The organism is Pseudarthrobacter sp. WHRI 8279 (assembly GCF_040224115.2).
GTDB lineage: Bacteria > Actinomycetota > Actinomycetes > Actinomycetales > Micrococcaceae > Arthrobacter.
Genome location: NZ_CP168162.1, coordinates 4,021,779 through 4,047,254, shown reverse-complemented (window position 1 = coordinate 4,047,254; position 25,476 = coordinate 4,021,779). Strand labels below are relative to the sequence as shown.

Here is a 25,476-nt window from a genome sequence, read left to right as displayed (position 1 = left end):
TGATGCGCGTCACGTGGAAGAAAGGTGTTCGATGGGTACCCCATTGCCCCGCGATCCCATTGCTGAAGCACGGCGGAACTGGGAGGAACAGGGCTGGGCGGATGTCGCCGCTCCCATGGCTGCCATCACAGCCATTATGCGGACGCAGCAGATCCTGCTGGCCAGGATCGAATCCACGCTCAAGCCGTTCGGACTGACGTTTGCCCGCTACGAACTCCTGGCCCTGCTGAGTTTCGCCAGAAAGGGCTCCCTGCCAATGAACAAGGCGAGCGCACTGCTCCAGGTCCACCCCACGTCCATCACCAATGCCGTGGACCGGCTTGAGCGTGCGGGCCTGGTGGACCGGTCCCCGCACCCCACTGACGGCAGGACCACGCTGATTGAGCTCACCACCGCGGGACGCACGCTGGCAAAGCGCTCGACGGCGGCGCTCAACGCCGAGGTGTTCAGCGCCCCGGGGTTTGATCCCGGCGACGTGGACCACCTGATCCGCATCCTTGGCGCATTCCGCCGGAACGCCGGCGACTTTGACGGGTGACGGAGGCGTGGGGGCGCCTTGGGGTTTGGCCGGTCAGCGCCGGACTTTCTCCCGCTTGAGCCGCCGCACCACGAGCAGGAGGACCGTCACGCCCAGCGCAGCGTAAACCGCGTAGTTCAGGAACCTGGAGTACTGCTCGATCAACTGGTATTGGGTGCCCAGCAGGTATCCCAGGCCGATCAGGGCCCCGTTCCACAGTCCGCTGCCCGCCAGGGTGTACACGCTGAATGTGGCCAGGGGCATTCCGGATGCTCCGGCCGGGAGGGAGATGAGGCTGCGGACACCCGGAAGCAGCCGGCCAAAGAAGATGGAGGACCTGCCGTGGCGGCGGAACCATCCCGCGGCCTTCTCAAAGTCCTCCTGGTCCACCAGGGGGAGCCTGGACAGCCCGCGGATGGAACGCTGAAGGCCCAGTTTGGCGCCCAGCCAGTAGAGGAAGAGCGCGCCGAGATATGCCCCGAGGGTGCTGGTGATAAATACGAGGATCAGTTGCAGGGAGCCCTGCTTGGCAAGGTAGCCGGCCAAGGGCAAAATCACTTCACTGGGGATGGGCGGCACCACGGTTTCGGCGAGGGTAAAAGCACCCACGCCCCACTCGCCCATTTGCTCGATGGTCCGCGCAGCCACGCCCACCAGGCCGGTCAAATTATCTGTCGAGCCGCCAGCGTCTGACGCCATTCCCAACATTGTGCTCCCCCATCCGCTTCCGGCTGTCCCGCCCTGTCTACCTTACGCAGCTGGGAAAAAGCTGGAGCTCAGGTCAGGATGGCTTGGAACGGATGTGCACCCGCTCGCCCTGGGTCCCGAAAAGGCTGAGGAATTCAACGGGCCTTCCATCCGCGCGGCCGAACCAGTGCGGCACGCGGGTATCGAACTCGGCGGCTTCCCCCGCCCCAAGGACCAGGTCCTGGCTGCCCAGCACCATCCGGAGCTTTCCGTTCAGGACATACAGCCACTCATAGCCTTCGTGCACCTGCGGATTGGGCTGCTGCAGGGGCCCTGCCGGCAGGATGTGCTTGTAGGCCTGGATGCCGCCCGGCTTCCGGGTGAGCGGAATGATGGTCATCCCCCGCGCGGTGATGGGCCGCAGGTGCACGCGGGGATCTCCCGTTTCCGGCGCGCCCACCAGCTCATCAAGCGGGACGTGGTAGGCCTTCGCCAGGGGCAGCAGCAGCTCAAGGTTTGGCCGGCGCTGCCCGGACTCCAGCCTGGACAGGGTGCTCACTGAGATGCCCGTGGCGCCGGCCAGCGCGGACAGGGTGATGCCCCGGGCCAGCCGGAGCGCCTTGAGGCGCGGCCCCACTGATGCGAGCACCGCGTCTGTTCCCGCATCCATGACGTTTTCGGCTCCGATATCCATGGATCCAGTTTGCCACTCCAGCAAATAAGTTTGCCAGCTAGGAAGCCAGCCCAACAGCATTGGAGGCATGACTGAAAACATAGAGACACTTCAGGACGTCCTGATTATTGGCGGCGGCGCCGCCGGGCTGAGCGCCGCCCAGATGCTGGGCCGCAGCCGCCGTTCCGTAGCCGTGGTGGACAGCGGGGAACCACGCAATGCCCCTGCCGCCGGGGTCCACGGCTTCCTGTCACGGGACGGGATCAGCCCCGGCGAGCTCCTTGCCGTCGCCCGGACGGAGGCTGAGAGCTACGGGGCAACAGTGCTCCAGGGCAGGGTAGTGGCTGCCGGCGGCAGCCTGGCGGAGGGCTTCGAAGTAACGCTCGACGACGGCATGCAGCTTCGCGGCCGGCGCCTGCTGGTTGCCACCGGGCTCACCGATGAGCTGCCCGCCGTCGCCGGGCTGCGTGAGCGCTGGGGCAGGGACGTGCTGCATTGCCCGTTCTGCCACGGCTGGGAAGTGCGGGACCAGGCCATCGGCATCTTGGGGAACGGCCCGTGGTCAGTGCACCAGGCCCTGCTCTTCCGGCAATGGAGCAGCACCATCACGCTCTTCCTGAACAACAGGGTTGCCCCGTCCGAGGCCGAATACGAACAGCTGGCGGCGCGGGGAATCCGGCTGATGGCCGGAGCGGTGGAGGCCGTCCGGGTTGAACAGGACCGGCTGCGGGGCGTCGCCTTGGCTGGAGGCCCCGAGGTTGCCGTGGAAGCGCTGGTGGTGGGGCCCCGGGTCCATGCCCGGCTGGACGCCTTCGCCGGTCTCGGCCTGGCTCCGTCAGAACACCCGTCAGGAGCGGGAACCTACCTTGAAACGGATGCCGACGGCGGCACGCAGGTCCCGGGCGTATGGGCCGCGGGCAATGTCACGGACCTGAAGGCCCAGGTGCTGGCCTCCGCGGCAACTGCCGCCTGGACCGCCGTCGTTATCAATAACCACCTGATGGCTGAGGAGCTGGCAGCAGATGTTGACGCCTACAGGAGGGCTCTGGCGCCTACCGGTGCCTGAATTCCGGCTGGCGCTTCTCCGTGAACGCCGCCATGCCTTCCTTCTGGTCCTCGGTGGCGAAGAGGGAGTGGAACAGCCGGCGCTCGAACAGGACGCCCTGGGCCAGCCCGGTCTCGAAGGCAGCGTTCACGGCCTCCTTGGCCACCATGGCCACGGGCCGGGACTTGGAGGCAACCACCTCCGCGGCCTTCAAGGCCTCGTCCACCACGTCCTCTGCGGGGACCACCCGGGACACCAGGCCGCAGCGGTCGGCCTCCTCCGCCCCGATGAACCGGCCCGTAAGGATCAGGTCCATGGCCTTGGCCTTGCCCACGGCACGGGTCAGCCGCTGTGAGCCGCCCATGCCGGGCAGGACACCAAGGTTGATTTCCGGCTGGCCGAACTTGGCGTTGTCTCCGGCGATGATCAGGTCGCACATCATGGCCAGTTCGCAGCCCCCGCCCAGGGCGAAGCCCGAGACGGCAGCGATGGTGGGTATGCGCAGCCGGGTGAAGTCTTCCCAGCCGCGGAACCAGTCGGCGGCGTACATGTCCATGTAGCCCTGCGCCGCCATCTCCTTGATGTCGGCTCCCGCTGCAAAGGCCTTGCCGGAGCCGGTAATGACAACCGCCCCCACTCCCGGATCGGCGTCCATGGCCTTCACCGCGGCCACCAGTTCCTCCATGGTGGCTTTGTTCAGGGCATTCAGGGCCTGCGGGCGGTTCAACGTCACCAGGCCCACCCGCCCCCGCTGCTCCACGAGGATGTTGGCGTATTCGGTCACTCCGGGCTCCCGTCGTCCTGCGCTGCGCCGTGCGGTGCACTGCCAGCTGGGTTATGTGGTCCGCCGTCCGCCCTGTGGCCGGACATATCGCGGATGTCGGTGATGATGCCGGAAAAGTCCCTTCCCGCGCCCTCCCCTGCCGCAAACGTACCGTAGATCTCCGCGGCCAGCGGGCCCATTCGGGCAGCCACCCCGGTGCTGTTGAGGGCGTTGACGGCCAGTGAGAGGTCCTTGGCCATCAGGGCGCCGGCGAAACCTGGCTGGTAGCCGCGGTTGGCGGGGCTGGTGGGAACGGGGCCGGGCACCGGGCAGTTGGTGGTGAGGGCCCAGCACTGTCCGGACGCCGCGGAGGCCACATCGAACAGCGCCTGGTGGCTCAGGCCCAGCTTCTCCCCCAGGACGAATGCCTCGCTGACGGCGATCATGGAGACGCCCAGGATCAGGTTGTTGCAAATTTTGGCGGCCTGGCCTGCGCCGTGGGCGCCGCAGTGCACAACGCGTTTGCCCATGACGTCCAGCAGCGGCTGCACCGCTTCAAAGTCCGCGGCATCCGCGCCCACCATAAACGTGAGGGTGCCTGCTTCCGCCCCCACCACCCCGCCTGAGACCGGGGCATCCACGGAACGGTGGCCGGCGTCAACGGCGAGGGATGCCGCTTCCCTGGCCTCGTCCACGTTGATGGTGGAGCAGTCCAGGAACATGGTCCCGGGCTTCGCCGCCGCGAGCAGTCCGGGCTGCCCCTCCTCGCCACGGTAGGCGTCCAGGACATGCCGGCCGCTGGGGAACATGGTGAGGACCACGTCCGCCCCGGAAACGGCTTCAGCGGCATTCCCGGCAACCGGCACGCCGCTGGCCCTGGCGGCTTCAAGGGCTGCCGGGACCACATCGAAGCCGGCCACTGCATAACCGGCCTTGACCAGGTTTACGGCCATTGGACCGCCCATGTGGCCGAGGCCCAGGAAGGCGACAGTGTATTTTTCGGTCATGGTCAGGCTCCTTTTTGCTGCGGTTCCACGCCCTGGAGGTCCAGTTCCCGGCTGCCCAGCGGCGCAAAAAAGTGCTCCACCTGCTCCGGCGCCACCTCAGCCAGGGTGGGCGGCTTCCAGCGCGGGTTCCGGTCCTTGTCCACCACCTGCGCACGGATGCCCTCCCGGAAATCCGGTGCCTCCAGGAACCGCAGGCCCACCCGGTATTCCTGCGCCAGGGCCTCGTCCACGGTGCGGCCTTTCACGCGGCGCAGGGCGTCCAGCGTCACCTTGACGGACGTTGGCGACTTCGCCTCGATGGCGTCCGCCGCCTGGAAGGCGTCGGCGCTTCCCTCTCCTTCGCGTCCCCGCAGGCGCCGGACGATTTCCTCTGCGTCATCTGCGGAGTAGCAGGCGTCGATCCAGTCCTGCTGTCCCTGCAGTGCCGAGGGCGGGGCTTCCGTGCTGTAACGCACGACGGCGGCTTCCGCCGTTTCGTGTTCCAGCGCCGCCACGAGGCCGGGCAGTTTGTCGGACGGGACGAAGTGGCTGGCCAGGCCAAGGAACAGTGCGTCCGCTCCGCTCAGGTGGGCCCCGGTCAGTGCTGCGTGGGTGCCCGTTTCGCCAGGGGCGCGGGACAGCAGGTACGTCCCGCCCACGTCAGGAGCGAAGCCGATGGTGGTTTCCGGCATCCCTGTCCGGGTGCGTTCCGTGACCACCCGGAGTGACCCATGCGCGGAGATTCCTACCCCTCCGCCCAGCACCAGCCCATCCATCAGGGCCACATACGGCTTGGGATAGCGGGCAATCAGTGAATTGACCCGGTACTCGGTGGCCCAGAATTGGGCGGTCTGCTCCCCGCCCGCCAGCATGTCCCGGTAGATCGCCACGATGTCGCCGCCGGCGCAGAGGCCCCGGTCTCCGGCGCCCTGCACCAAAACCGTGGCAACGCCGTCGTCGTCCGCCCACGCGGTGAGCTGCTCCAGGAGCTGCCCCACCATGCCGGCCGTGAGTGCATTGACCGCCTTAGGCCTGTTCAGGGTAATGACGCCCAGCCGGCCGCGGTGCTCGAACAGCACCTCCCCGCTTTCCCTTGAAGCCCCTGCATCAGCCGTGCCCTGTGCCGCGTTGTCGGTCATCAACTTCCTTCCGGCATCACGAAGCTGGCTCCGTGCCGTATTCCCGAGGGCCACCGCGTGGTGACCGTTTTGGTCTTGGTATAGAAGCGGAAGGCGTCCGCGCCGTGCTGGTTCAGATCGCCGAAGCCCGAGGCTTTCCAGCCGCCGAACGTGTAGTAGGCGATCGGCACGGGGATGGGGACGTTGATGCCCACCATGCCCACATCCACCCGGGTGGCGAAGTCGCGGGCGGCATCACCGTCGCGGGTGAAGATGGCCACGCCGTTGCCGAACTCATTCCTGGTGCACAGCTCAAGCGCTTCGTCGTAGTCCGCCGCCCGGACCACGCACAGGACAGGGCCGAAGATCTCGTTGCGGTAGATCGGCATGTCCTGTGTGACGTGGTCGAAAAGGGTGGGACCCACCCAGAAGCCGCCCTCGTGGCCCGGCACGCTGAGCCCCCGGCCGTCCGCCAGGAGCGTGGCGCCGGCGTCCACCCCCGCCTGGATGTAGCCTTCGATGCGTTCCCTGGCGTCGGCAGACACCACCGGGCCGAAGTCGGATTCCTGCTCAAAGCTGTGGCCCACCTTGAGGGCTGCCACGCGGTCCCTGAGCTTGGCCACCAGCCGCTCCGCTGTTTCCTCCCCTACCGGCACGGCCACGGAAACGGCCATGCAGCGTTCCCCGGCGGAGCCGTACCCGGAGCCGATCAGGGCATCGGCTGCCTGGTCCAGGTCGGCGTCGGGCATGACCACCATATGGTTCTTGGCCCCGCCGAAGCACTGGGCCCGCTTTCCGTGGGCGGCGGCCGTGGCGTAGATGTACTGGGCAATCGGGGTGGAACCCACAAAGCCCACCGCTTTGACCCGCGGATCCTCCAGCAGCGCGTCCACTGCTTCCTTGGCGCCATTGACCACGTTGAACACCCCGTCCGGGACGCCGGCTTCCGTATACAGCTCGGCCAGCCGGAGCGGCACCGAGGGGTCCCGCTCGGAGGGCTTCAGGATGAACGCGTTACCGGCAGCCAGGGCAGGGCCGGACTTCCAGAGCGGGATCATGGCGGGAAAGTTGAACGGCGTGACGCCGGCTACCACGCCCAGGGGCTGGCGGAGCGAGTGGATGTCTATCCCCGGACCGGCGTCGCTGGAGAACTCACCCTTGAGCAGGTGGGGCGCCCCGGCGGCGAACTCCACCACCTCCAGGCCGCGCTGGATATCGCCTTTCGAGTCGGCGAGGGTCTTCCCGTGCTCGGAGGACAGGAGCCGGGCGAGCGCGTCCAGGTCCCGGTTGACCAGGTCCACGAACCGCAGCAGGATCCTCCCCCGCCGCTGCGGATTCATGGCCGCCCACTCGGCCTGCGCCTTCTCCGCAACGCCAACAGCGCTGTGAACCTCTTCCCGGCCGGCAAGCGGCACCCGGGCCTGGACCTGGCCGGCGCAGGGGTCGAAGACGTCGCCAAAGCGGCCCGAGAGGCCTGCTGCGTGGCGCCCGCCGACGTAGTGGGACAGCTCGCGGACCATGACTGCACGCTCCTTCGCATGTGATGCAGGTCATTTCTGGTTGCGAATATACTCGGACTTCCTACTAACTTCCACCGGCCTCATCCCGTCCCTGCCCCTCCAGCCCGGGCATGCGCCAGGCGCCGCCGTCCCGGGGCACATTGGCGCCGGCTCCTGCCGGATGGAGCTGTATGCGCGGGCGTGTCCGCGCCGTTGTGCCCCGTTTTGGGGCCCTGCCTCGTCCGCATTTCCGGCGCTCAAGGTAGGTTGGGAACTGTGAAAATAGCTACCTGGAATGTGAACTCGCTCCGTGCCCGCGCCGACCGCGTTGAAGCCTGGCTTCAGCGCAGCGACTGCGACGTCCTGGCCATCCAGGAGACCAAATGCAAGGACGATAACTTCCCGTGGGAACTCTTTGAACGCATGGGCTACGAGGTGGCACACTTCGGTGTGAACCAGTGGAACGGTGTTGCCATCGCCTCCCGCGTGGGCCTGGAGGACGTTGAGCGCACGTTCCTTGACCAGCCCTCTTTCGGCAAGGCGGGGAAGGACCCGGTCCAGGAGGCCCGCGCCATGGCGGCAACCTGCGCCGGCGTCCGCATTTGGAGCCTCTATGTCCCCAACGGCCGCTCCCTGGATGACGAACACATGCCGTACAAGCTCAAGTGGCTGGAGAGCCTGAAGACCCACGCCCAGGAGCTCGTAACGCAGGATCCAGGCGCGCAGGTGGCCCTGATGGGCGACTGGAACATCGCGCCCTTCGACGAGGACGTGTGGGACATCGACCTGTTCGTCAACAACCGCTACACCCACGTCAGCCCGCCCGAACGCGCCGCGTTCCATGCCTTCGAGTCGGCAGGCTTTACCGATGTGGTGCGCCCCTTCACACCGGGACCGGGCGTGTACACCTACTGGGACTACACCCAGCTGCGCTTCCCCAAGAAGGAAGGCATGCGGATCGACTTCGTGCTGGCCTCCCCGGCGTTGGCAGCACGGGTCACCGGCGCTTCCATTGACCGCGAGGAGCGCAAAGGCAAGGGCGCGTCGGACCACGCCCCCGTTCTGGTGGAACTGGCGGACTGATGACCGTGTCCTGGACCCACGCAAGGAGGCCGTCATGACCGGAAGCCTTTACCGGGGCCAGGCCGGCCTGCCGTTCTCGTCAACCCTGCGCGTTTACGAACCGCTGGACGCCTTCCCCGAAGAGCAGCGCCAGGCGATCCAGGAGGCAGGGGCGCGCACTGCCTCCCGCGCCGCCGTCGAGAACGCCGAACTGCTTGCTTCGCTGGGGCGCATCACGCGCTCCGGAGGTGACCCCTTCCCCACCGGACGCACAGACCTGGTGCGCGTCACGAGCGTCCCGGCACCCTCCGGCGGCAGTGCCGGTGAACCTCCCGCCGACGGCGATGCCGCGGAGCCTGTGCTGCTCTACTGCCCCAGCCAGCTGGTGCTGCGTGCCGGCCTTGCGGCCAATGCCCTGATGGAGGGCATCCACGGCCCGCTGGCGGAACTGCTGATTCCAGAGGAACAGCGGGACAAGCACCAGGAACGGATCGACCAGGTGAAGGCCCGCGACGGCTCCACCCGCGTGCACACCCGGGCCTCCACGTGGGGAATCCCGTTCAGCTGGTTCTCGCTGTTTATGGAATCGGACCATAAGGACGTTGTGGAGTCTGGGGGGCGGATCGTCACGGTGCGGGTGTGGGCGCCCATCACCGAGGCCCTGGAGCGTGCCCGCTACGCGGTGGCCAACCTGGCCCTGGCGGCGCCGGACCTGGACATGCTGGACGATCTTGCCCAGCTCACCGAGTGGCTTGAACTGTTCCACGTGGACTCCATGGTGGAGCTTGATTACGGTGCTGTTGCGGACAAGGTGTACCCGGACGAATCCCCCATGGACATCAGGCTGGGCATCGAGTGCCTCGCGGAGGGCGACATGACCGGTGCTGCTGCCGCCTACCGCCGGCTGGCGTCCCGCTGGATCCCGATCCGGCAGTTGGCGCGCGCCTCCTGAAGCTGCACCTGCGGCTGGATGCTCCTAGGGCTGGGGCGGCGCCGTGGTCCTCCTGATGATCAGTTCATGGGGCGCGACGGCGGACTGGACCGATCCAGCCTGCCCGTCCAGTTCATCAAGGAGCATCTTGGTGGCCAGCTCGGCCTGCTCGTCGGGCCGCTGGCCCACCGTGGTCAGGCCCACGGCCTCGGCGAAATCGTGGTTGTCGATGCCCACCACGGACAGGTCCTCCGGCACCCGGACGCCGAGGCGGGAAGCTTCGAAGATCACGCCCATGGCCATCTCGTCCGAGGCACAGAAGATGGCGGTTGGCTTCGTCCCGGGCTTGGACCAGAGGCGGCGGAAGGCGGCCTGGCCGCTGCGGACCGTGAAGTCGCCCCATTCGTCCCATTCGGGCCTGGTGGGAAGCCCGGCCGCCGTCATCACGTCCTGGAACGCCAGGATGCGCACGCGGGGAACGTCGAAGTTCAGGTCTGTCTCGTCGTCGCCGTGCAGCAGCGCGATGTCCCGGTGGCCCAGGTCGATCAGGTGCCGGACGGCCGTGGAGGCAGCTGCGTAGTCGTCTATCCCGATGTAGGCGCATTCCTCGACATGGCCGCCCACCACCACCAGGGGTATGTCAATTTTCTGCAGGTGCTCGAGTTCTTCATGGGTCAGCGCCATACACAGGACCAGCAGCGCATCGATCTGCTTGTAGACCATGGTCTTGCTGAAGAGCCGTTCCCGGTTGCTGCCGTGCCCGCCCAGGTTGAACAGGGAAAGGTTGTAGTTGCGGGCGTGCAGTTCCCGGTCCGCACCCTCGATGGCCTTGGAAAAGAACCACCGGCTCACAAAAGGCGCCAGCACCCCGATGGTCTTGGTCCGGCCGGTCGCAAGGCCCGACGCCGAACTTGAGGCCACATAGCCCAAATCTCCGGCGACTTCGAGGATTTTTTGCCGCGTTGCCGGTGACACCCGGGGCAGTCCCCGCACCGCCCGGGACACGGTGGCGGTGGACACTCCCGCGGCTGCCGCCACGTCTTCAATGCTGACCCCGCTGTGGCCGCCCCGTTGAGACCTTTCACTTGTGCGTCCCACGGTGTCCCCTCATGTACTTCCTGCAGGCATGCGCCCTGCTTCTGTGCGATGCCCTCTGCCATGGTATTGCGGGCGCCGGCTTGCATCGCAGTGTTACCTGCCCGGGTGCCCGGCGGCGGGCCGGACCGGAAGTGTTACCTCCGGTCCGGCAACCGCCGCCGCAGGCGCACCATTCCGTACAGCGCCAGGAGCGTGGCCAGCAGGCCCAGCGCCCAGCCAAGGGCAGGCTGGGCCGTCAGCTCCATCCACAGCGTGACTACGAACAGGACCAGGGCCCAAAAGCCAAGGAACCCGATGATGATGTCAAAATCCTCGCCGGACCTGGCCCTGCGGCGGTTGCTTCCCGCCCCCGCGGGGCGGGAGCGGGAAGCGTTGCCCGTCACTTGACCGCACCTGCCGTAAGGCCGGCCACGATCTTGCGCTGGAAGACGAGCACCAGGATCACCAGCGGAATGGTGACGATGGTACCCGCGGCCATGATGGCCGTGTAGGGGATCTGGTTCGGCTGCGCACCGGCAAAGCTGGCGATGGCGACCGTCACCGGCTGCGTGGCGTCATTGGACAGCTGGCTGGCGATCAGGAACTCGTTCCAGGAGGAGATGAACGCCAGGATCGCGGTGGTGAAGATCGCCGGCGCCGCCAGGGGCATGATCACTTTCCGGAACGCCTGTCCCTGCGTGCAGCCGTCCACACGGGCTGACTCCTCCAGCTCCCACGGCATTTCGCGGAAGAAGGACGTCAGCGTGTAGACAGTCAGCGGCAGGACGAAGGAGATGTTCGGGATGATCAGGGCCTGGTACGTACCCATCCAGCCGATGTTGGTGAACAGCTGGAACAGCGGGGTGATGAGGGCAACACCGGGGAACATGGAGGCGCCCAGAATGAAGCCCAATACCAAGTACTTGAACCTGAAGTTCAGGCGGGCCAGGGCATAAGCCGCAAAAACGCCGATCACCAGGGAGATCACCGTGACGGTGACGCCGATAAACACACTGTTCAGGAGTGCCTGGCCAAAACGGTTGCCAAACGAGGTGTCGAAGGCAGTAGCGAAGTTGTCCAGGGTTACGTGGGTGGGCAGCAGCGAGGTGTCGTAGGTGAAGCCCACCTCGCGGAACGCCGTCACCACCATCCAGTAGGCCGGCGCAAGGCACCAGATCAGGATGACGACGGCGCTGATGTACGTGCGTGCCTGCGCCCATTTCTCCCGGTTCTGGGCAGCCTTGCGGCCTTTGTCCTGCCGTGCCCGCAGTTCCGTGGAGGCAGCTGTGGTTGTCATTTCTTCCCCTTACCGGTGGCTCCGCTTTGCTCCACGACGTTCGCACCAAGGAACCGCACGAAGATGAACGCGACCAGGAAGATGATGAAGAACGTAATGGTGGACAGGGCGGCCGCTGAGTTGAACCCTTGCCTGATCTGGTTGATCACCAGGATGGACAGCGTGGTGGTGTTGTTGGCACCGCCGGTGAGGATGTACGGAAGGTCAAACATGCGCAGGGCGTCCAGGGTACGGAACAGGATAGCCACCATCAGCGCCGGCTTCACCAGCGGAAGCGTGATGAGCCGGAACCGCTGCCAGGCAGTAGCCCCGTCCACCTTCGCTGCCTCGTAGACATCCGCCGGAATCATTTGCAGGCCCGCAAGGATCAGCAGCGCCATGAACGGCGTTGTCTTCCACGTGTCCGCAATTATCACGGCCCACTTTGCCGGCCACTCGCTTCCGGTCCACAGGATGGAAGCGTTAAACAGCTTGTTGGCGATGCCCTCGAAAGCGAAGATGAAGAGCCACAGCTGGGCGGTGACGGCGGTGGGGATGGCCCACGGAACCAGCACTGCCGCACGGACCAGTCCGCGGCCCTTAAAGGTCCGCGCCATGATCATGGCCATCCAGAAACCAAGGATTGTTTCGAAAGTGACCGTGATGACGGTGAAAAGGAACGTTGTTCCGGTGGCTGACCAGAACTGGCCGCCCAGCGTGCCGGGCGGGCAGGCGACGGTGCCGCCGCCGGGGGCGGCACACTGCTGGCCAAGCCAGTTTACGTAGTTCTGAATGCCGGCCGGGCCACCGGCGGTAAAGAGCCCGGTTGCCGGATCGAGCCCGGCGTCCTTCTGGAAGGACATGATGATGGCGCTGATGATCGGGTAGACGATCACGATGCCCAGCGCAATGATGGTCGGGGCAAGAAGCCATGTGGCCCACTTACCTTGGCTGAGGATCTTGTTGTCTTCCCCTACGCCCTTGGGTCCGTGGTGGACCGGGGTCCCGCCCGACGCCGGCCCTTTTACCGGCGTCGGGCCCAATTCGGTTGCCATGATGGAGCTACGATCCTGCGCCGGCGGACTCGATGGACTTCTGCATATCGGCCAGGGCCTGTTCAGCAGACTTCTCGCCCTTCAGTGCAGCGTAGGAGTTCTCCTGGATGGCCTGGGTTACTGCCGGGTAGAACGGGGTAACCGGACGCGGCACCGCATTCTCGATGGACGTCTTCAGGACCGGCAGGTACGGCAGCTTGGCGACGAGTTCCTGGTCTTCGTAGAGATCACCAAGGACCGGAGCGAGCGAACCCTGGGTGGCGAAGAACTTCTGCTGCTCTTCCTCGATCAGGAAGTTTACGAAGTCCAGGGCCGTGGCCTTGTTCTTGGAGTAGACACTGATGGCAGCGTTGTGCCCGCCGAGCGAGGACGCACCGGGGCCGTCCTTGCCGGGAAGTGCAGCCATGCCCAGCACGTCCTTCACCTGCGAGGATCCTTCGGTGGTGGCCAGGTTGTAGACGTAAGGCCAGTTGCGCAGGAACAGCAGCTTGCCTTCCTGGAACGCGCGGCGGCTTTCCTCTTCCTGGTACGTGATGGCCTCGGCCGGGATGTTGCCGTTCTTGAAGGCGTCAATGAGGTTGTTGAGGCCTTCCTCAGCCTCGGGCGTGGTCAGGTTGGGCTTGCCGTCGTCGCCGAGAACGGAGCCACCGGCGGAGTTGATGGCCTCGGAAGCGTTAACGGTCAGGCCCTCGTACTGCTTGAACTGGCCGGCGTAGCAACCGATGTTGTTTTCCTTGGCGATGGAGCACATGTCCATCATCTCGTCCCAGGTCTTGGGAGCTTCCGGAACGAGGTCCTTGCGGTAGTAGAGGATGCCGCCGTCGGATGAAACGGGCGCGGTGTACAGCTTGTCCTGGTAGGACCCGGCCTCGATGGTGGGCTCAAGCATGCCGTCCGTCTTGACGGCCATGGCGCCTTCGAGCGGCTGCAGCCATCCGCGGGCTGCAAATTCTGCAGTCCAGACAACGTCGACACTGACGACATCGTAGTTTTCGTTCTTGGCCTGGAAGTTCTGGACCAGGTCATCGTGCTGCTGGTCTGCCTGGTCGGTCTGCTCCTTGAACGTCACCTGCTCATCCGGGTGCGCCGCATTCCACTTGTCCAGGAGGGGACGGACCACGTTGCTGTTGTCCTTGCCCTGTACATACGTAATGGGCCCGCGGCCCTCGAGGTTGGCTTCGGCGTCGCTGCCGCCTCCCGTGGTTCCGCCGCCACCTCCCCCGCCGCAAGCGGTGAGGGTCAGGGCCAGGACGCCGGCGGTGGCAGCCGGGAGTAGGAATCTAGGGGTTTTCATTAGCTTGAAGCTCCTCGCTGAGTGACAAGTAAGTCGACAGTGCGGTTGTTGTGGTGAGGTTGTTGTGGTGACCATCACACTAGTAAGGTTGCTGTCGGCAATGCAAGCGTTTACATCAAAAAGTTATCTGAGAGGAACCTAATGTCCAAGCCGAGCGTTCCTGCCTCTGACCAAACTGGGGAATGGTGGGCCGACGCCGTCGTCTACCAGATCTACCCCCGTTCCTTCGCCGACGGCAATGGCGACGGCATGGGTGACCTGCGCGGGGTTTTGGACCGCTTGCCCTACCTGGAGCGGCTGGGCGTGGATGCCATCTGGCTTTCCCCCTTCTACAAGTCCCCCCAAGCCGACGGCGGCTACGACGTGGCAGACTACCGTCAGGTGGATCCACTTTTTGGTTCCCTCAAGGACTTCGACGCCATGTTGCAGGAAGCTCACCGGCGCGGGCTGAAGGTCATCGCGGACCTTGTCCCCAACCACACCTCGGACGAGCACGAGTGGTTCCGGGCTGCGCTCAGCGCCCCGCCCGGGTCCCCGGAACGGGACCGTTACATCTTCCGCCCGGGCAAGGATGAGGTGCCTGGCTCCGGTGACGGCAACCGTGCCCCCAACAACTGGAAGTCGATTTTCGGCGGAGCCGCCTGGACCCGGGTCACCGAGGCGGACGGTTCCGCAGGAGAGTGGTACCTGCATCTCTTCGACACCAAGCAGCCTGACCTGAACTGGGAAAACCAGGAGGTACGGGAGGAAATGCGCTCTGTCCTCCGCTTCTGGCTGGACCGCGGCGTTGATGGTTTCCGTGTGGACGTAGCCCACGGGATGGTCAAGGAGCAGGGCCTTCCCGACTGGGACGGGGTGGCCGCCATGGTGGAGGGCACCTCTGAGGTTCCACGGGAACCGTCCCCTCCCGGTGATGCACCCGGCGCCCACACCAACGCGGAGGAGCCGCACCGCGCGGTATCCCCGGTGTATCCGCCCTCGCCTTTCTTTGACCAGGACGGCGTGCACGACATCTACCGGGACTGGCACCGCGTCCTGTCCGAGTACGGCAGCGACCGGATGATGGTGGCCGAGGCCTGGGTGGAACCGGCGGAACGGCTGGCGCTCTACGTCCGGCAGGATGAGATGCAGCAGGCCTTCAACTTCGATTTCCTGATGGCCGGTTGGGACGCCGAGCGCATGGCCGAGGCAATCGATGCGTCGCTGAAGGCGGCCGCAGCGGTGGGTGCCCCGTGCACCTGGGTGCTGAGCAACCACGACACCGTCCGCCATTGCACCCGCTTCGGCCTGGCGGATCCCACTACGTTCCCCAAGGGCATCGCCGCAGGTGACGAACAGCCGGACACTGCCCTGGGGCTGGCCCGCGCCCGGGCCGCAACAGTGGTTGAGCTGGCGCTGCCGGGCTCGGCCTACCTGTACCAGGGCGAAGAACTCGGACTGCCCGAGCACACCACGCTTCCGGCCGAGGCACGGCAGGACCCCACCTTCTTCCGCACCCAAGGCGCTGAAACCGGACGGGACGGCTGCCGGGTGCCGCTTCCCTGGGCCGCGGACAAGCCCGGTTACGGTTTCGCGGATTCATTCCAGGGCGAACCGGCGTCCCCCTGGCTTCCCCAGCCTGCGGAATTTGGGGCGCTTGCCGCCGACCAGCAGGATGGCGAGGAAGGGTCCACCCTGGAGCTGTACCGCGCAGCACTCGCCTTCCGGTCTGGGCGGCGCCTCGGCACTGGATCCCTGGCCTGGGCCGAGGTCCACGCACCGGAAAGCGGCCTGCTGGCGTTCCACAACCGGGATGTCCTGGTGATCGCCAACATGGGCTTCGCGTCTGCGCCCATCCCCGAAGGCTGGTCCGTGACGCTCTCCAGCGGACCGGAGCCTGCCGCGGAGTGGGAGCTGATGCATGAGGTTCCCGTGGACTGCGCCGTGTACCTGACGCGGAGCTAGGAGACGGTCAGCGGACGCGCTCTGCCCTGCGGAAGCGCGTCCGCGCTCCGGCCCCGATATGGATCAATACGGGGATATCCTTTCCCACCGCCCGTTCCAGGGCTGACACCAGCACCGACACTTCATCTGCGAGCAGGTGCGGGGCCACACCCTGCCGTGGAAGGAGCCGGACCTTTAGCGCGGGCGTGCCTTTGACGTTGTAGGTGGTCACTGTGGCGCCGGCGAGGTCGGGACGGTGCGCGAGCGCGTGCTTCAGCGCCTGCTCCGCCACTCCCCCACCGATCCTCACATCGCCCGGGACCTCACCGGGATCGTACTCGACGGCAAGGACATCGGCCCGCCCTTTGCCCTGCTGGGCCACCCAGGCCACCATGAGGCCAATCAGCACCAGCAGGGCCAGCGCCACCAGGATCCAGAGCCAGCTTTCGGGCCGGCCTGGAAAGCGGGTGGCGTTGAACGCCTCGTTGATTCCGCGCCATGCGTCCGCTGACCAGGCCCGCCACCAGGAGGCTACGGCCGGTACGGCGGCCAGCAACATCAGCAGGCAGCCAACTCCAAGCAGCAGCAGGCCCAGGGCCGCGACCAGGATGCGGTTGAGGAGGGTGGGGGTACTGTTCATGCGCCGATCACTCCGGATGTCGCCACATTCACGCGAACCTCGGGAGGGGGCTCCAGTGCCATGGCGTCCACTTCGCTCCGGACTGCCGCGAGGACCGAATCCTGGTTTACAGGCACACCCGAGGTGGGACGGACATTCACCATTACCTGCCGCCGGGCGACCACAACCATGACCTGTTCCGGCGTGACGTTCGCGGCAAGCCGGGCCCGCCGCGCCAGCGAGGAGGCAATAACTTCATCGTCCACCACAACGGCCGGGGCGCCGGCGCCGGGGCCGCCGCCCATGCGGTGGCGGGCGCGGCGCCCGGGCAAAACCCCATTGAGGAGGAAGACCAGTCCGACCATTGCCAGTACAGCACCGATGGCGCCCAGCAACAGTGGGGGAATTCCTGCCGGCAGGGCAACCAGGCGTTCCGCTGCCACCTGCGGTTCAATCAGCCAGGCCGGTTGCCCTACTGCGTGGACGCCTGCTTCGAGGAGCCCATAGGCTGCCAGCGCAATGACCAGGACGGCTGCTGCGGTGGCCACCGCAGCACGGGTTGACCGGGTTTCACGGCGCAGGATCCGGTCCATATCCGGGCTTTGGCCTTCACCGTTGCGGTTCATCGCACCCGCCCCCCTTCACTGATCTTTGCTCCGGTGATCCTGATGTCCACCCGGCTCAGCCCGGAGCCGCTGAGCTCCGCCACCGCCGCCAGGATGCCGGCCTTTGCCCTCACGGTCCGGCCCCAAATGGAACCACCGGTCCCCTCAACGCGCGAGGGATCCTGGACCACCGCACTCAACGGCAGCATGCTGATAGGTGCGACGAGGGACAGCGCCAGCAGGCCGTCGTCGTCCGTCCAGTCAGCGCGGACGTCTTCCGGTTCCACTCCGAGGAAGTGGGCTGCTGCGGCTTTGGCGAGGCTTGTCAGGGCTTGGGTACTGATGCGGTTGTGGCCGCTCAGCTGTTGGCCCCGGACCGCCGGGGCTGTGGAGCTCATGAGGACGAGCGCCGGCCGATGATGGCGTCCAGGACGCCGCGAAGGTCCAGTTTCCCTTCCGCGGCCCGGCCCAGGAGTGCCCCGATGGCCATGAAGAGGAGGGCAACAAGGAAGCCCCACAACCCGAACTGCAGGGACATGAAGGCGACGAAGGCGCCCATCGCTGCGCCGGCCACGGTGAGGTTCACAGCAGCGCCTCCCTTTCAGTTGTGCCGGGCATGTCAGCAGGACCGGAAGCTGCGGGTTTGACCGGTGGCGGAATGTAGACGTCGGTGACCTCCACATTGACCTCGATCACCTGCAGTCCAACGAGCTCCTCGACCGCCCGGTAGACGGCGGCACGCACGGCGTTGGCCAGCGAGTGGAGCGGTGTCCCGTAACTCGCCACCAGGCTGATATCCACGGCCACCTGTGTTTCCCCGACTTCGGCGCGCACCCCGGCGGCGTGGTCGGAACTGCCGACGGCGTCACGGATGGCACCGAGCGCGCGTGACGGAACCGAGCCCAGGGAGTAGACACCGGGGACGGAGCGGGCAGCTATGCCCGCCACCTTGGCGACGGCTGTCTCGGAAATTACCGTGCGGCCGGGGCCGGGTACAGGAGCCGGCACGGTGTGGTGCTGCATGCCCTGGTTGGGTTGTGGGTTCTGGTATTCCATCAGGCACTCCCCCTTCTGTTTGATCCCCACCCTATCCCCGGCGGTGACTTAACGGCAGCAGGCAGGGGCGCCCGTGATCCGGACGTCCCTGCCTGTACCCTGCACCTGTTGGGCAGTGGGTTCTACTTGTAGTGGCCTTCGCCGCCAACGCGGACGTTGGTGGGCAGGTAGCCGAACGGGCCAAGGCCGTCCTGGCCGAAGCTCCGGTCCACCTGCGAGATGCCGTCCCGGAAGTTGATCTTCACGGTGGGCGACAGCGAGCCGCCGCGTACGCCGTTCACGTTGTCGATGAACGACTGGACCAGTCCGCCCGGCTGCACGTAGTGCGAGTACGCCTGGAACTGGCGGCCGTTCTGGTTCGGGGTGGGTGCCTCCGGGGACTCGGACGGCAGGTTCAGGTCCGTGGGCGAGCCCAGGGCCAGGCCGCTGTTGTTCATGGGCTGGTAGTCCGAGCGGACGCCGTCGCCGACGAAGCCGTAGACGCCGTCCGGGCCGCGCATGCCGGCTGCGTAGGTGAACTGGTGGCTGATGGTGAACAGGTAGTACTTGTTCTTGCCGCCCTCATTCTGGATGAAGATCTGCGGACGCTCGGTCTGGTCGTTCACGCAGTTGGCGGAGAGGATCGGCGGCAGGAAGGACCACTTGGTCAGGTCCTTGTTGTCCGCCACTGCCAGGCCCACGTTCGCTGTCTGGTAGTAGGCTCCGCTGCTGTTGACCTCGTCAACGGACTCGGCATTGGCGTCACCGGGGCGGTATCCGAGGTCTTCGGGCCTGCATTCGTACTCGCCGCGGGTGCCGCCGGTGTTGCCTTCGAAGACCATGAAGGTCTTGCCCGGGTGGGCCGGGTCGGCAAAGGTGTAGGGGTCGCGGAAGGCGAAACCCGGGTTCTGTTCCTTGGTCTGGTACATCTCGCCGTCCGGTTCCAGCAGCTTGGTGTGCTGGAACCCGTCGAACGTCACGCCGTTCTCGTCGGCATGGATCTTGCCCAGTGCCTTGGCAATGGCCGCGTCCGGGGCGATTCCGCCGCCGCCCGCGTTGCGCTCGGCGACGTCGTAGAAGGTGGTGGCGGTGTAGAACACGTTGACCTGGTTGCCCTGCATCAGGCGGGTGGAGCCGGACCATTCGGTGTTGCCGATGGAGGCGCCGTCAGCGAAGACGTGGCCGCCGTAGTTCCACTTGTCCTTGGCAGGATCCGCGTTGGTCTTGCGGAAGAAGTAGCCGATGCGTGCGTTCCAGTGGCGCTGGTCGAAGCCGTAGCCGGCGTGGCGGTCGGCCACCAGGGAGAAGACGACATCCCAGCCCTTGTAGCTGATCTGGTTCGCGTTTTCGTCCGTGAGGGACCAGGTGTCCCAGACCCATACGTCGTCGTTCATGGCGGGGAAATCCTCGGGGATTTCCGGCATGGTGACATCGGGGCTCATGGAGTTCTCGCCGGGGGCCACGGCGGGGTCGCTCTGCGCCATGATCTGCTTGGCGTCGGCGCGGGTCCACTTGGAGGTGAAGTCCGACGCCGGGTCGAAGGCTTCCTGCGTGTGTTCCGTGGGGAGGGGGAATCCGGGGGTGGGGGCTGGCATCTGCTCGGCGGCCGGCGGATCTGCCGGCTCGTTGGCCTGTGCCGAGGGAACGGCCAGGAAGGCCGAGGCAGCCACGGCTGTGGCCAGTGCTGCGGCGGCGGGGCGCCACCGCAGCATCCGGGGTGATTGGGGGTGCTTGTGCATTGTTGCTCTTCTCGCGGAGTTATAACTGTTCGTGGAAGACGGGCGGATGCCCATGCCCTTCGAACTCCGGCGGCCCCGTGAACACGGCAGGCGTCATCGGGGACGCCGTTGTATCAAGGGGGAACGGGGTTGGGTAGTCCCCGTAGAAGAGGCCCGGACTGTGGTGCTTTCCTGGCCGTGATTCCACCGTAGACAGGCTCCAAGGCAGAGATCAAACCAGGTTTCATCGCCCGATTCCGGGCATTGGCCACTTTTGCGCAAGCGCTTACACCTAACCCCTAACGCGCGCGTGCCACAACATTCTGCCAAGATCAAATGTTGCCTTTTGGCCGCGCAAAGGTGAGAAATGCCACCCCTTGGCCGGGACCGTTTTGTGGTCCGGGCACGGAAAAGGGAAGCACCTGCCCGGGCTGGACAGGTGCCTCCCTTTTGCCCGGAACCGGGCCGTGTGTGAAGGCCGGGGGCTACGCCTTGGGCGTTCGCGCAACCGTAGCGTCTGCAGCCTCACCTGCGGCCAGTCGTTCGGTCAGATGGGCCTCCACGGCTTCGCTGACCTGGTCCTGGACCTGATCCGCCAGGTGCTCCTGGTAGTGCTCCTGGACGGAGTCGTGGATCTGTTCCGCGACGTGCTCCTGGTAGTGCTCCTGGACCGAGTCATGCATGGAGTCCTGGACCTGCTCCGTGACATGGGCGGCCATCTGGTCGCGGGCCAGCTTGCGCTGTGCGCGCATCAGGGTCTCATGTTCCCGATGGAAGGCCTTGGCCGTGGAGATACACATCAGGATGATGACCACGCTGAAGGGCACGGCGGTGAGGATGGCCGCGGTCTGGATGGCCTGCAGTCCATTGGCCAGGAGCAGGGCGATGGCAACAGCGGCGGCAGCCAGCGCCCAGAAGATGCGCAGCCAGTTCCGGGGTTCCACGTCCCCACCGGTGGAGATCATGCCCATGACCAGGGCACCGGAGTCAGCCGAGGTGATGAAGAAGATGGCGATCAGGAGAATCGCGCCGGCGGTGAGGACAACCCCGCCGGGCAGGCTGCCCAGCAGGTTGAACAGGGCACCTTCGGTATCCACGGTGCCGTCGTCGCCGATGAGCCCGCCGCTGCCGAACAGCTCGCGGTGGATGGCGGCACCGCCCAGGACGGAGAACCATAGGAAGCCCATGGCGGTGGGTACCAGGAGCACGCCGGCGACGAACTGCCGGACGGTGCGGCCCTTGGAAATACGGGCGATGAAGATACCGACGAACGGCGCCCAGGAGATCCACCAGCCCCAGTAGAAGGTGGTCCAGGCGGCCTGCCATGCCTCGCCCTCTGCACCGGAAAATGCCAGCGTGTTGAAAGTAAGGCCTACAACGTTCTGGAGGTAGTGCCCGATCGACTGAACGAACTCACGCAGCAGGAACAGCGTGGGTCCGGTAAACAGCACCACCAGCATCAGCAGCGCGGCCAGGACCAGGTTGGTGTTGGAGAGCCACTTCATGCCCTTGCCCACACCGGACACCACCGAAATGATGGTCAGCGTGATGATGCAGAGGATCAACCCGATCTGCGTCATGGTGGTGGCCTGGACAATGTTGGCCTGTTCAAGTCCGGCGGAGATCTGCAGGACGCCAAGACCCAGGGAGGTGGCAACACCGAACAGCGTGCCTACCAGGGCCACGACGTCGATCAGGTTGCCCCATCCGCCGGAAACACGCTTGCGGCCCAGGAGCGGCTCAAGTGTCCAGCGGATAGAGATGGGGCGGTTCCTGCGGTGCACTGCGTAGGCAATGGATACGCCCACCACAACGTAGATGGCCCAGGCATGGAGGCCCCAGTGAAGGTAGGTCTGCGTCATCGCCTGCTGGGCGAGCTCCAGCGGGGATCCCTCCACACCGGGCCGGGGCGCGGCAAAGTGGTTCAGCGGCTCGGCCACACCGAAGAAGACCAGGCCGATGCCCATGCCCGCCGCGAAGAGCAGGGCGAACCAGGACACCACGGAAAATTCGGGCTCGTCGTCGTCCTGGCCCAGCTTGATATCGCCATAGCGGCTGAGGCCGATCCAGAGGGAAAACGCCACGAAGAGTGCAACGGCTGCCACGTAGTACCAGCCGAACCAGTTGATAACGTTGCCTTGGATGGTGGTGAAGATCTCTGTGGCAGCCGCAGGGAAAATCGTGGCGAAGAGGACAAAAACAATGATGGTTCCGGCTGCGGGCCAGAAGACCCATCTGGCGAGTTGCTGACCGCCGGTTCCGGGCGGCCGGTCCGCCGCTTTCTTATGGGCGGGAGGTTTTTCCCCCGGTGGTTGGCTGATGGTCCTGGTGCCAGGTGTGGCGGACATTCCCAGTTTCTCCTTATGCGCTGTGTGCGCTCAGACTGCGTTGTGCAGGTTCGTCTCGTGTACGTTCGTCTGTTCCTGTGTGTTCTTATGTGCCGCTGCCGCGTGTCTACGGCCGTGCAGCCAGCAAGTTTACGGAATCCGTAAAGCCGCGGGGCGGGAAAGTGGCCGGCCCCGGGGGTATTGATGCCGGATCGAGACGTGCTCTGTGCGGCCCAATAACTGTAGGCCCGGAAAATAAGAAAAGCACCAGTTCCGAAGAACTGATGCTTCCCAGTGGTGGCTCCGACCGGCGTCGATCCGGTGACCTTTCGATTTTCAGTCGACCGTTAATCGTTCTGATTCCCCCGGATCCAAGCGGGGTATCCGGTCACCTACCAGAGCTTTACCAAGGGGGCCACTGGGAAACGTCAATTTGCAATCAATTTGTCCAGCCCTGCGGCGGAGTTGAAGAAGTCGTCCTCAAACAGCTCCGCGTAAGTGTTAAGCGTTGTCGTTGCGTCCTTGTGCCCTGCAATCCGCTGAACATGCTTCACGTTCTTAGTGACCGACAAGTACAGACTGACAGCCGTGTGTCTCAGGTCGTGGAAGACGGGGGGCCGAAAGTCGGAATCGCCCACGACGAGGCAGATGCGAGCTGAATCTGACATCCCTTTCCTTCGCGAATCCGGTACAGACTCAGCCAAGGCGAGCCACATTTCCTTCCCAACCGCTGGCCGGACTTCCAGACCGAAAGACTGCTGGAACCCGTTAACGGCCGCTAGCATCGAATCGCCAAACACGGCGAGCCCCCGCCGTGTTTCGGATATTCCCAGGGCAATCTGCACGCGCGCCACGCAGCCTGCGGCCAAAAGACGGGCGGGCTGATAGTACCGCCTATTGAAGTTTGAGTTCCGCATTGCATGCCCTTCTGCTGAGGGGAAGAGGAGCGCATTCGGGGACTTCATGGTAACTAGGCGTGACAGATCGACTACGAGTGATGCAGGAAGTGGGACGTCGCGGCTCGCATGCCCTTTTGTGTGGCCAAGAATCAGCTTGCCCTTCACCTCGGAGTACGCCTTGTTTACAGACACATAGGGACGAGAACCTAAATCCAAGTCCCGGACAGTTAAAGCTGTAACTTCCCCCCACCTCAGACCCGTAAGTCCGGTGAAGCGAACAAGAAGCTCATGAGCGCCTGCAAATGCAGCAAGCCGTTCAAGCTGAGGACGAGTAAGGTATACAGACTCCCTGTGATCAGCGGCATAAGGCACATAGTCACGCCCGCCAACAGAATCCTTCGCCGGGTTTACCCGAAGAACTTTGATAGCAACAGCATGGTCAAGCATTCTTGAGAACTGCTTTGACGCCCTCGCTCGCGTATCTGCGCTCGCCAGGGTTCCATTGACACCTACCATGCTCCTCGCCCATTCAGCTACACCCTCATAGCTGACGTTACTGAGAGGGTAGTCCTGCCAGTAGGGCTTAATCATGCGCAGATAAAGCCACTCGTAACCTTGCACGGTCTTAGGGGTGGCAGGGCGCCTTCCCGACGCTCCTACCGTTTGGATTCGATCAATCCAAGCAACATAGAGCTCCTCCACTGTCATTCCTGCTGCGGACTTAGGATCTATGTAAGTGCCCGTTTTGACTGCTTTGACTTGATTGCCGAGGAACTCGGTCGCTTCGTCTTTCGTCGCGAACCGTTTTGTTTTCCAGCGTCCTTGGTGGTCTTGGTAGCCGGCCTCCCAGCGGCGGGGCTTGAGCTTTGCAATTAAAGGACTCTCAAGACCCAGTTCGGTGGCGAGCTTAGCTTGCCTCGTGGCAAACTCTCTGGCTCTTGCTTCCGTGTCATATTCATTCCTAAGCCTTTTGCCGGAGGCGGCGGTGTAGGAGACTGCCCAATCCAACTTTCTAATGCCCACCTTTACCGCCTTTCGCCGCTAGAGGCAATGAACTCATCAAGGGGTACGGGCACTCCGCTGTCGGTTCGTTCCTCTTCCATTGCAACCCACACAGAGCGCTCGTCGACACCGTACTTATCGGCGATAGCTCGAATCCCCAGCCCGGACTTCCAAACCTCCCGCATACCCGGGAAGTCGGGATCCGTATATAAGGCACCTAGCGGCGTCAATGTGCCCGAGGCCCGCCCTTGCTCCCCACGGGTGAGAAGTAAGCGACGGCGCGCCTCCTTGATACGCTGCGCCATGACAGAGGGAGACATGCCCACCTGTTCAGCGAGCGTGGCCGTAGCCTTCGTGTTCCCCTCGCGGATCTGCTCTGCGTATTTAGCAGCAAGGGCTGCATACTCAACGTTGCGCCTTGGCGCCGCCTTACTTCTCCAGGTTTCAAAGCGCGACTGTATAAATTCGGCGTTCGCGCGCGTGCTCTCGAGATACGAGTTCATCGCCGAGCGCCTCCCCTTTGCCCTCGTCGCTGCTTCGTCAAGGTAAGACCGGAAAGCTGGAGTACTGAGGTCGGGTAATCCTTGGGTCGCTTCACCTGGCAATGCCAATATTTCTGTTACTGACCATTCATTCTCAGAGACTTCCATACGTATGCCGATAGCCCAACCAGATTCAGTCGGGAAGCCCAGTAGCGCGTACTCCGGATAGAAGCGCTCCTGGGGCATGGCGCCTGAACGGTGGTCTTGCGCGACCATTTCAACGAGCTTCCTGAGCAACGCGGCGGCGTCTTGTGACTTCATACACCCACTGTAGTCATTCATACATCATGCCTTTCAATCAGAGTTGACAACTTTGAATCAACACCTCTAACTTTAGATGCATCCGGTTCATAGTTGCAAACTTTGAACCCAATCTTCTTACTATGAAAGGCATTGCATGACCATCGACAGCGACCAGCTACCTCAAGAGCACGGACGTGGGGGCGCTCGCTGCATCTACCTCACGCGGGCAGAAGCAGCTCAGTACCTCAACGTTCCTCCTCGTTGGCTGGCCAACAACGCCAAACGCGGTCCTCGCTACATAAAGGTCGGGGGTCTAGTTAGATACTCTTCCGACGCCTTGGACTCATACATGACGGCACATGAGGGCTATCACCCGTGACTTCTCGCTTTGCAGACGAAAAACGTGTGATCTCCGGCATTAACGACATGCATCACAGGAAGCACAAGGGGTGGTCCGGCATTGCGAGGTCGGGAACGCGATGCCGATGTAAGGGTCATGAGTGGAGACAGACAGGCACCTTCGATGCCGGGCGCCTACAGCCTGATTTGCAGCGCAAACCTCTCGGCTGTACAGGGCGCC

General features: G+C 64.7%; 26 protein-coding genes. 6 read left to right on the top strand and 20 right to left on the bottom strand.

Going from position 1 to position 25,476, the window contains the following annotated elements; all coding sequences use genetic code 11:
- The first annotated feature begins 31 nt into the window (after window positions 1-31).
- On the top strand, window positions 32-538 hold the full coding sequence (locus ABRP28_RS18575; RefSeq protein ID WP_350000879.1) for a MarR family transcriptional regulator: 507 nt from the start codon (window positions 32-34) through the stop codon (window positions 536-538).
- Between the two features lie 33 nt (window positions 539-571).
- Here the strand turns inward: ABRP28_RS18575 and ABRP28_RS18570 are convergent, their stop codons facing one another.
- Window positions 572-1,225 carry a DedA family protein gene (locus tag ABRP28_RS18570; protein ID WP_350000880.1) on the bottom strand — a complete coding sequence of 218 codons (654 nt, stop codon included), beginning with the start codon at window positions 1,223-1,225 and terminating at the stop codon, window positions 572-574.
- Window positions 1,226-1,298: 73 nt separating this feature from the next.
- Window positions 1,299-1,874 carry a helix-turn-helix domain-containing protein gene (locus ABRP28_RS18565; protein ID WP_374152988.1) on the bottom strand — a complete coding sequence of 192 codons (576 nt, stop codon included), beginning with the start codon at window positions 1,872-1,874 and terminating at the stop codon, window positions 1,299-1,301.
- Between the two features lie 91 nt (window positions 1,875-1,965).
- On the opposite strand from ABRP28_RS18565, the gene ABRP28_RS18560 reads away from it, so the two are divergent.
- Window positions 1,966-2,943 (top strand): NAD(P)/FAD-dependent oxidoreductase, encoded by a 978-nt coding sequence (locus ABRP28_RS18560; protein WP_350000884.1) that lies wholly within the window; start codon window positions 1,966-1,968, stop codon window positions 2,941-2,943.
- On the opposite strand, the gene ABRP28_RS18555 is transcribed toward ABRP28_RS18560, so the two are convergent.
- From ABRP28_RS18555 to ABRP28_RS18540, 4 genes are read right to left on the bottom strand one after another with little or no spacing between them, the layout of a single operon-like run.
- Entirely contained in the window at window positions 2,930-3,706 is a 777-nt protein-coding gene (locus ABRP28_RS18555; protein ID WP_350000886.1) for an enoyl-CoA hydratase, read from the bottom strand. The genes ABRP28_RS18560 and ABRP28_RS18555 overlap by 14 nt on opposite strands.
- Complete coding sequence (gene mmsB, locus ABRP28_RS18550; RefSeq protein WP_350000888.1) at window positions 3,703-4,692, bottom strand: 3-hydroxyisobutyrate dehydrogenase; 990 nt, start codon at window positions 4,690-4,692, stop codon at window positions 3,703-3,705. The genes ABRP28_RS18555 and mmsB overlap by 4 nt, the downstream gene beginning before the upstream one ends.
- Window positions 4,693-4,694: 2 nt before the next feature.
- Window positions 4,695-5,810 carry an enoyl-CoA hydratase/isomerase family protein gene (locus ABRP28_RS18545; protein WP_350000889.1) on the bottom strand — a complete coding sequence of 372 codons (1,116 nt, stop codon included), beginning with the start codon at window positions 5,808-5,810 and terminating at the stop codon, window positions 4,695-4,697.
- Complete coding sequence (locus ABRP28_RS18540; RefSeq protein WP_350000891.1) at window positions 5,810-7,309, bottom strand: CoA-acylating methylmalonate-semialdehyde dehydrogenase; 1,500 nt, start codon at window positions 7,307-7,309, stop codon at window positions 5,810-5,812. Before ABRP28_RS18540 ends, ABRP28_RS18545 begins: the two co-directional genes overlap by 1 nt.
- A gap of 255 nt (window positions 7,310-7,564) precedes the next feature.
- Between ABRP28_RS18540 and ABRP28_RS18535 the strand changes: the two genes are divergently transcribed.
- Together ABRP28_RS18535 and ABRP28_RS18530 are read left to right on the top strand one after the other, a co-directional pair.
- A complete protein-coding gene (locus ABRP28_RS18535; RefSeq protein WP_231456955.1) occupies window positions 7,565-8,371 on the top strand; it encodes an exodeoxyribonuclease III in 807 nt (268 codons plus the stop codon).
- A 34-nt stretch (window positions 8,372-8,405) separates the two neighbouring features.
- Entirely contained in the window at window positions 8,406-9,302 is an 897-nt protein-coding gene (locus ABRP28_RS18530; protein ID WP_350000894.1) for a hypothetical protein, read from the top strand.
- A 24-nt stretch (window positions 9,303-9,326) separates the two neighbouring features.
- Here ABRP28_RS18530 and ABRP28_RS18525 read toward each other — a convergent pair whose 3' ends face one another.
- The 5 genes from ABRP28_RS18525 to ABRP28_RS18505 all read right to left on the bottom strand — a co-directional run bounded on the left by ABRP28_RS18525 (window position 9,327) and on the right by ABRP28_RS18505 (window position 13,983).
- Window positions 9,327-10,379 carry a LacI family DNA-binding transcriptional regulator gene (locus ABRP28_RS18525; protein ID WP_350000896.1) on the bottom strand — a complete coding sequence of 351 codons (1,053 nt, stop codon included), beginning with the start codon at window positions 10,377-10,379 and terminating at the stop codon, window positions 9,327-9,329.
- Between the two features lie 134 nt (window positions 10,380-10,513).
- A complete protein-coding gene (locus tag ABRP28_RS18520) occupies window positions 10,514-10,762 on the bottom strand; it encodes a hypothetical protein (RefSeq protein WP_350000898.1) in 249 nt (82 codons plus the stop codon).
- Window positions 10,759-11,655, bottom strand: a complete 897-nt coding sequence (locus ABRP28_RS18515; protein WP_350000902.1) for a carbohydrate ABC transporter permease — start codon at window positions 11,653-11,655, stop codon at window positions 10,759-10,761. The genes ABRP28_RS18520 and ABRP28_RS18515 overlap by 4 nt, the downstream gene beginning before the upstream one ends.
- Window positions 11,652-12,689, bottom strand: coding sequence for a sugar ABC transporter permease (locus ABRP28_RS18510; protein ID WP_350000903.1), 1,038 nt, complete (start codon window positions 12,687-12,689; stop codon window positions 11,652-11,654). Before ABRP28_RS18510 ends, ABRP28_RS18515 begins: the two co-directional genes overlap by 4 nt.
- Window positions 12,690-12,696: 7 nt before the next feature.
- Complete coding sequence (locus tag ABRP28_RS18505) at window positions 12,697-13,983, bottom strand: ABC transporter substrate-binding protein (RefSeq protein WP_350000905.1); 1,287 nt, start codon at window positions 13,981-13,983, stop codon at window positions 12,697-12,699.
- A 141-nt stretch (window positions 13,984-14,124) separates the two neighbouring features.
- Between ABRP28_RS18505 and ABRP28_RS18500 the strand changes: the two genes are divergently transcribed.
- Window positions 14,125-15,927: a glycoside hydrolase family 13 protein gene (locus ABRP28_RS18500; RefSeq protein ID WP_350000906.1), complete on the top strand. Its 1,803-nt coding sequence runs from the start codon at window positions 14,125-14,127 to the stop codon at window positions 15,925-15,927.
- A 7-nt stretch (window positions 15,928-15,934) separates the two neighbouring features.
- Here ABRP28_RS18500 and ABRP28_RS18495 read toward each other — a convergent pair whose 3' ends face one another.
- The 9 genes from ABRP28_RS18495 to ABRP28_RS18455 form a co-directional block, all read right to left on the bottom strand.
- Window positions 15,935-16,546: a hypothetical protein gene (locus ABRP28_RS18495; RefSeq protein ID WP_350000908.1), complete on the bottom strand. Its 612-nt coding sequence runs from the start codon at window positions 16,544-16,546 to the stop codon at window positions 15,935-15,937.
- Window positions 16,543-17,151 (bottom strand): DUF6286 domain-containing protein, encoded by a 609-nt coding sequence (locus tag ABRP28_RS18490; protein WP_350000910.1) that lies wholly within the window; start codon window positions 17,149-17,151, stop codon window positions 16,543-16,545. The genes ABRP28_RS18495 and ABRP28_RS18490 overlap by 4 nt, the downstream gene beginning before the upstream one ends.
- Window positions 17,148-17,528, bottom strand: a complete 381-nt coding sequence (locus tag ABRP28_RS18485) for a hypothetical protein (protein WP_350000911.1) — start codon at window positions 17,526-17,528, stop codon at window positions 17,148-17,150. The genes ABRP28_RS18490 and ABRP28_RS18485 overlap by 4 nt, the downstream gene beginning before the upstream one ends.
- Window positions 17,525-17,716, bottom strand: coding sequence for a DUF2273 domain-containing protein (locus ABRP28_RS18480; RefSeq protein WP_231456966.1), 192 nt, complete (start codon window positions 17,714-17,716; stop codon window positions 17,525-17,527). Before ABRP28_RS18480 ends, ABRP28_RS18485 begins: the two co-directional genes overlap by 4 nt.
- Window positions 17,713-18,186 carry an Asp23/Gls24 family envelope stress response protein gene (locus tag ABRP28_RS18475; RefSeq protein ID WP_350000913.1) on the bottom strand — a complete coding sequence of 158 codons (474 nt, stop codon included), beginning with the start codon at window positions 18,184-18,186 and terminating at the stop codon, window positions 17,713-17,715. Before ABRP28_RS18475 ends, ABRP28_RS18480 begins: the two co-directional genes overlap by 4 nt.
- 122 nt (window positions 18,187-18,308) lie before the next feature.
- The gene (locus tag ABRP28_RS18470) at window positions 18,309-19,904 is read right to left on the bottom strand and encodes a glycoside hydrolase family 68 protein (RefSeq protein ID WP_350000914.1); all 1,596 of its coding nucleotides are present in this window, start codon (window positions 19,902-19,904) and stop codon (window positions 18,309-18,311) included.
- Between the two features lie 464 nt (window positions 19,905-20,368).
- Window positions 20,369-22,231 carry a BCCT family transporter gene (locus ABRP28_RS18465; RefSeq protein WP_350000915.1) on the bottom strand — a complete coding sequence of 621 codons (1,863 nt, stop codon included), beginning with the start codon at window positions 22,229-22,231 and terminating at the stop codon, window positions 20,369-20,371.
- Window positions 22,232-22,638: 407 nt separating this feature from the next.
- Window positions 22,639-24,132, bottom strand: coding sequence for a hypothetical protein (locus ABRP28_RS18460; protein ID WP_350000916.1), 1,494 nt, complete (start codon window positions 24,130-24,132; stop codon window positions 22,639-22,641).
- A gap of 2 nt (window positions 24,133-24,134) precedes the next feature.
- Entirely contained in the window at window positions 24,135-24,935 is an 801-nt protein-coding gene (locus tag ABRP28_RS18455) for a hypothetical protein (protein ID WP_374152891.1), read from the bottom strand.
- A 115-nt stretch (window positions 24,936-25,050) separates the two neighbouring features.
- Between ABRP28_RS18455 and ABRP28_RS18450 the strand changes: the two genes are divergently transcribed.
- The gene (locus tag ABRP28_RS18450; RefSeq protein ID WP_350000918.1) at window positions 25,051-25,275 is read left to right on the top strand and encodes a helix-turn-helix domain-containing protein; all 225 of its coding nucleotides are present in this window, start codon (window positions 25,051-25,053) and stop codon (window positions 25,273-25,275) included.
- Window positions 25,276-25,476: the final 201 nt, after the last annotated feature.

What these genes read in the sequence shown, in the direction of transcription:
- ABRP28_RS18575 (WP_350000879.1), top strand. Translation starts at nt 32, where the DNA reads ATGGGTACCCCATTGCCCCGCGATCCCATTGCTGAAGCACGGCGGAAC.
- ABRP28_RS18570 (WP_350000880.1), bottom strand. Translation starts at nt 1,225, where the DNA reads ATGTTGGGAATGGCGTCAGACGCTGGCGGCTCGACAGATAATTTGACC.
- ABRP28_RS18565 (WP_374152988.1), bottom strand. Translation starts at nt 1,874, where the DNA reads ATGGATGCGGGAACAGACGCGGTGCTCGCATCAGTGGGGCCGCGCCTC.
- ABRP28_RS18560 (WP_350000884.1), top strand. Translation starts at nt 1,966, where the DNA reads ATGACTGAAAACATAGAGACACTTCAGGACGTCCTGATTATTGGCGGC.
- mmsB (WP_350000888.1), bottom strand. Translation starts at nt 4,692, where the DNA reads ATGACCGAAAAATACACTGTCGCCTTCCTGGGCCTCGGCCACATGGGC.
- ABRP28_RS18545 (WP_350000889.1), bottom strand. Translation starts at nt 5,810, where the DNA reads ATGACCGACAACGCGGCACAGGGCACGGCTGATGCAGGGGCTTCAAGG.
- ABRP28_RS18540 (WP_350000891.1), bottom strand. Translation starts at nt 7,309, where the DNA reads ATGGTCCGCGAGCTGTCCCACTACGTCGGCGGGCGCCACGCAGCAGGC.
- ABRP28_RS18530 (WP_350000894.1), top strand. Translation starts at nt 8,406, where the DNA reads ATGACCGGAAGCCTTTACCGGGGCCAGGCCGGCCTGCCGTTCTCGTCA.
- ABRP28_RS18515 (WP_350000902.1), bottom strand. Translation starts at nt 11,655, where the DNA reads ATGACAACCACAGCTGCCTCCACGGAACTGCGGGCACGGCAGGACAAA.
- ABRP28_RS18510 (WP_350000903.1), bottom strand. Translation starts at nt 12,689, where the DNA reads ATGGCAACCGAATTGGGCCCGACGCCGGTAAAAGGGCCGGCGTCGGGC.
- ABRP28_RS18505 (WP_350000905.1), bottom strand. Translation starts at nt 13,983, where the DNA reads ATGAAAACCCCTAGATTCCTACTCCCGGCTGCCACCGCCGGCGTCCTG.
- ABRP28_RS18500 (WP_350000906.1), top strand. Translation starts at nt 14,125, where the DNA reads ATGTCCAAGCCGAGCGTTCCTGCCTCTGACCAAACTGGGGAATGGTGG.
- ABRP28_RS18495 (WP_350000908.1), bottom strand. Translation starts at nt 16,546, where the DNA reads ATGAACAGTACCCCCACCCTCCTCAACCGCATCCTGGTCGCGGCCCTG.
- ABRP28_RS18490 (WP_350000910.1), bottom strand. Translation starts at nt 17,151, where the DNA reads ATGAACCGCAACGGTGAAGGCCAAAGCCCGGATATGGACCGGATCCTG.
- ABRP28_RS18485 (WP_350000911.1), bottom strand. Translation starts at nt 17,528, where the DNA reads ATGAGCTCCACAGCCCCGGCGGTCCGGGGCCAACAGCTGAGCGGCCAC.
- ABRP28_RS18475 (WP_350000913.1), bottom strand. Translation starts at nt 18,186, where the DNA reads ATGGAATACCAGAACCCACAACCCAACCAGGGCATGCAGCACCACACC.
- ABRP28_RS18470 (WP_350000914.1), bottom strand. Translation starts at nt 19,904, where the DNA reads ATGCACAAGCACCCCCAATCACCCCGGATGCTGCGGTGGCGCCCCGCC.
- ABRP28_RS18465 (WP_350000915.1), bottom strand. Translation starts at nt 22,231, where the DNA reads ATGTCCGCCACACCTGGCACCAGGACCATCAGCCAACCACCGGGGGAA.
- ABRP28_RS18455 (WP_374152891.1), bottom strand. Translation starts at nt 24,935, where the DNA reads ATGAATGACTACAGTGGGTGTATGAAGTCACAAGACGCCGCCGCGTTG.
- ABRP28_RS18450 (WP_350000918.1), top strand. Translation starts at nt 25,051, where the DNA reads ATGACCATCGACAGCGACCAGCTACCTCAAGAGCACGGACGTGGGGGC.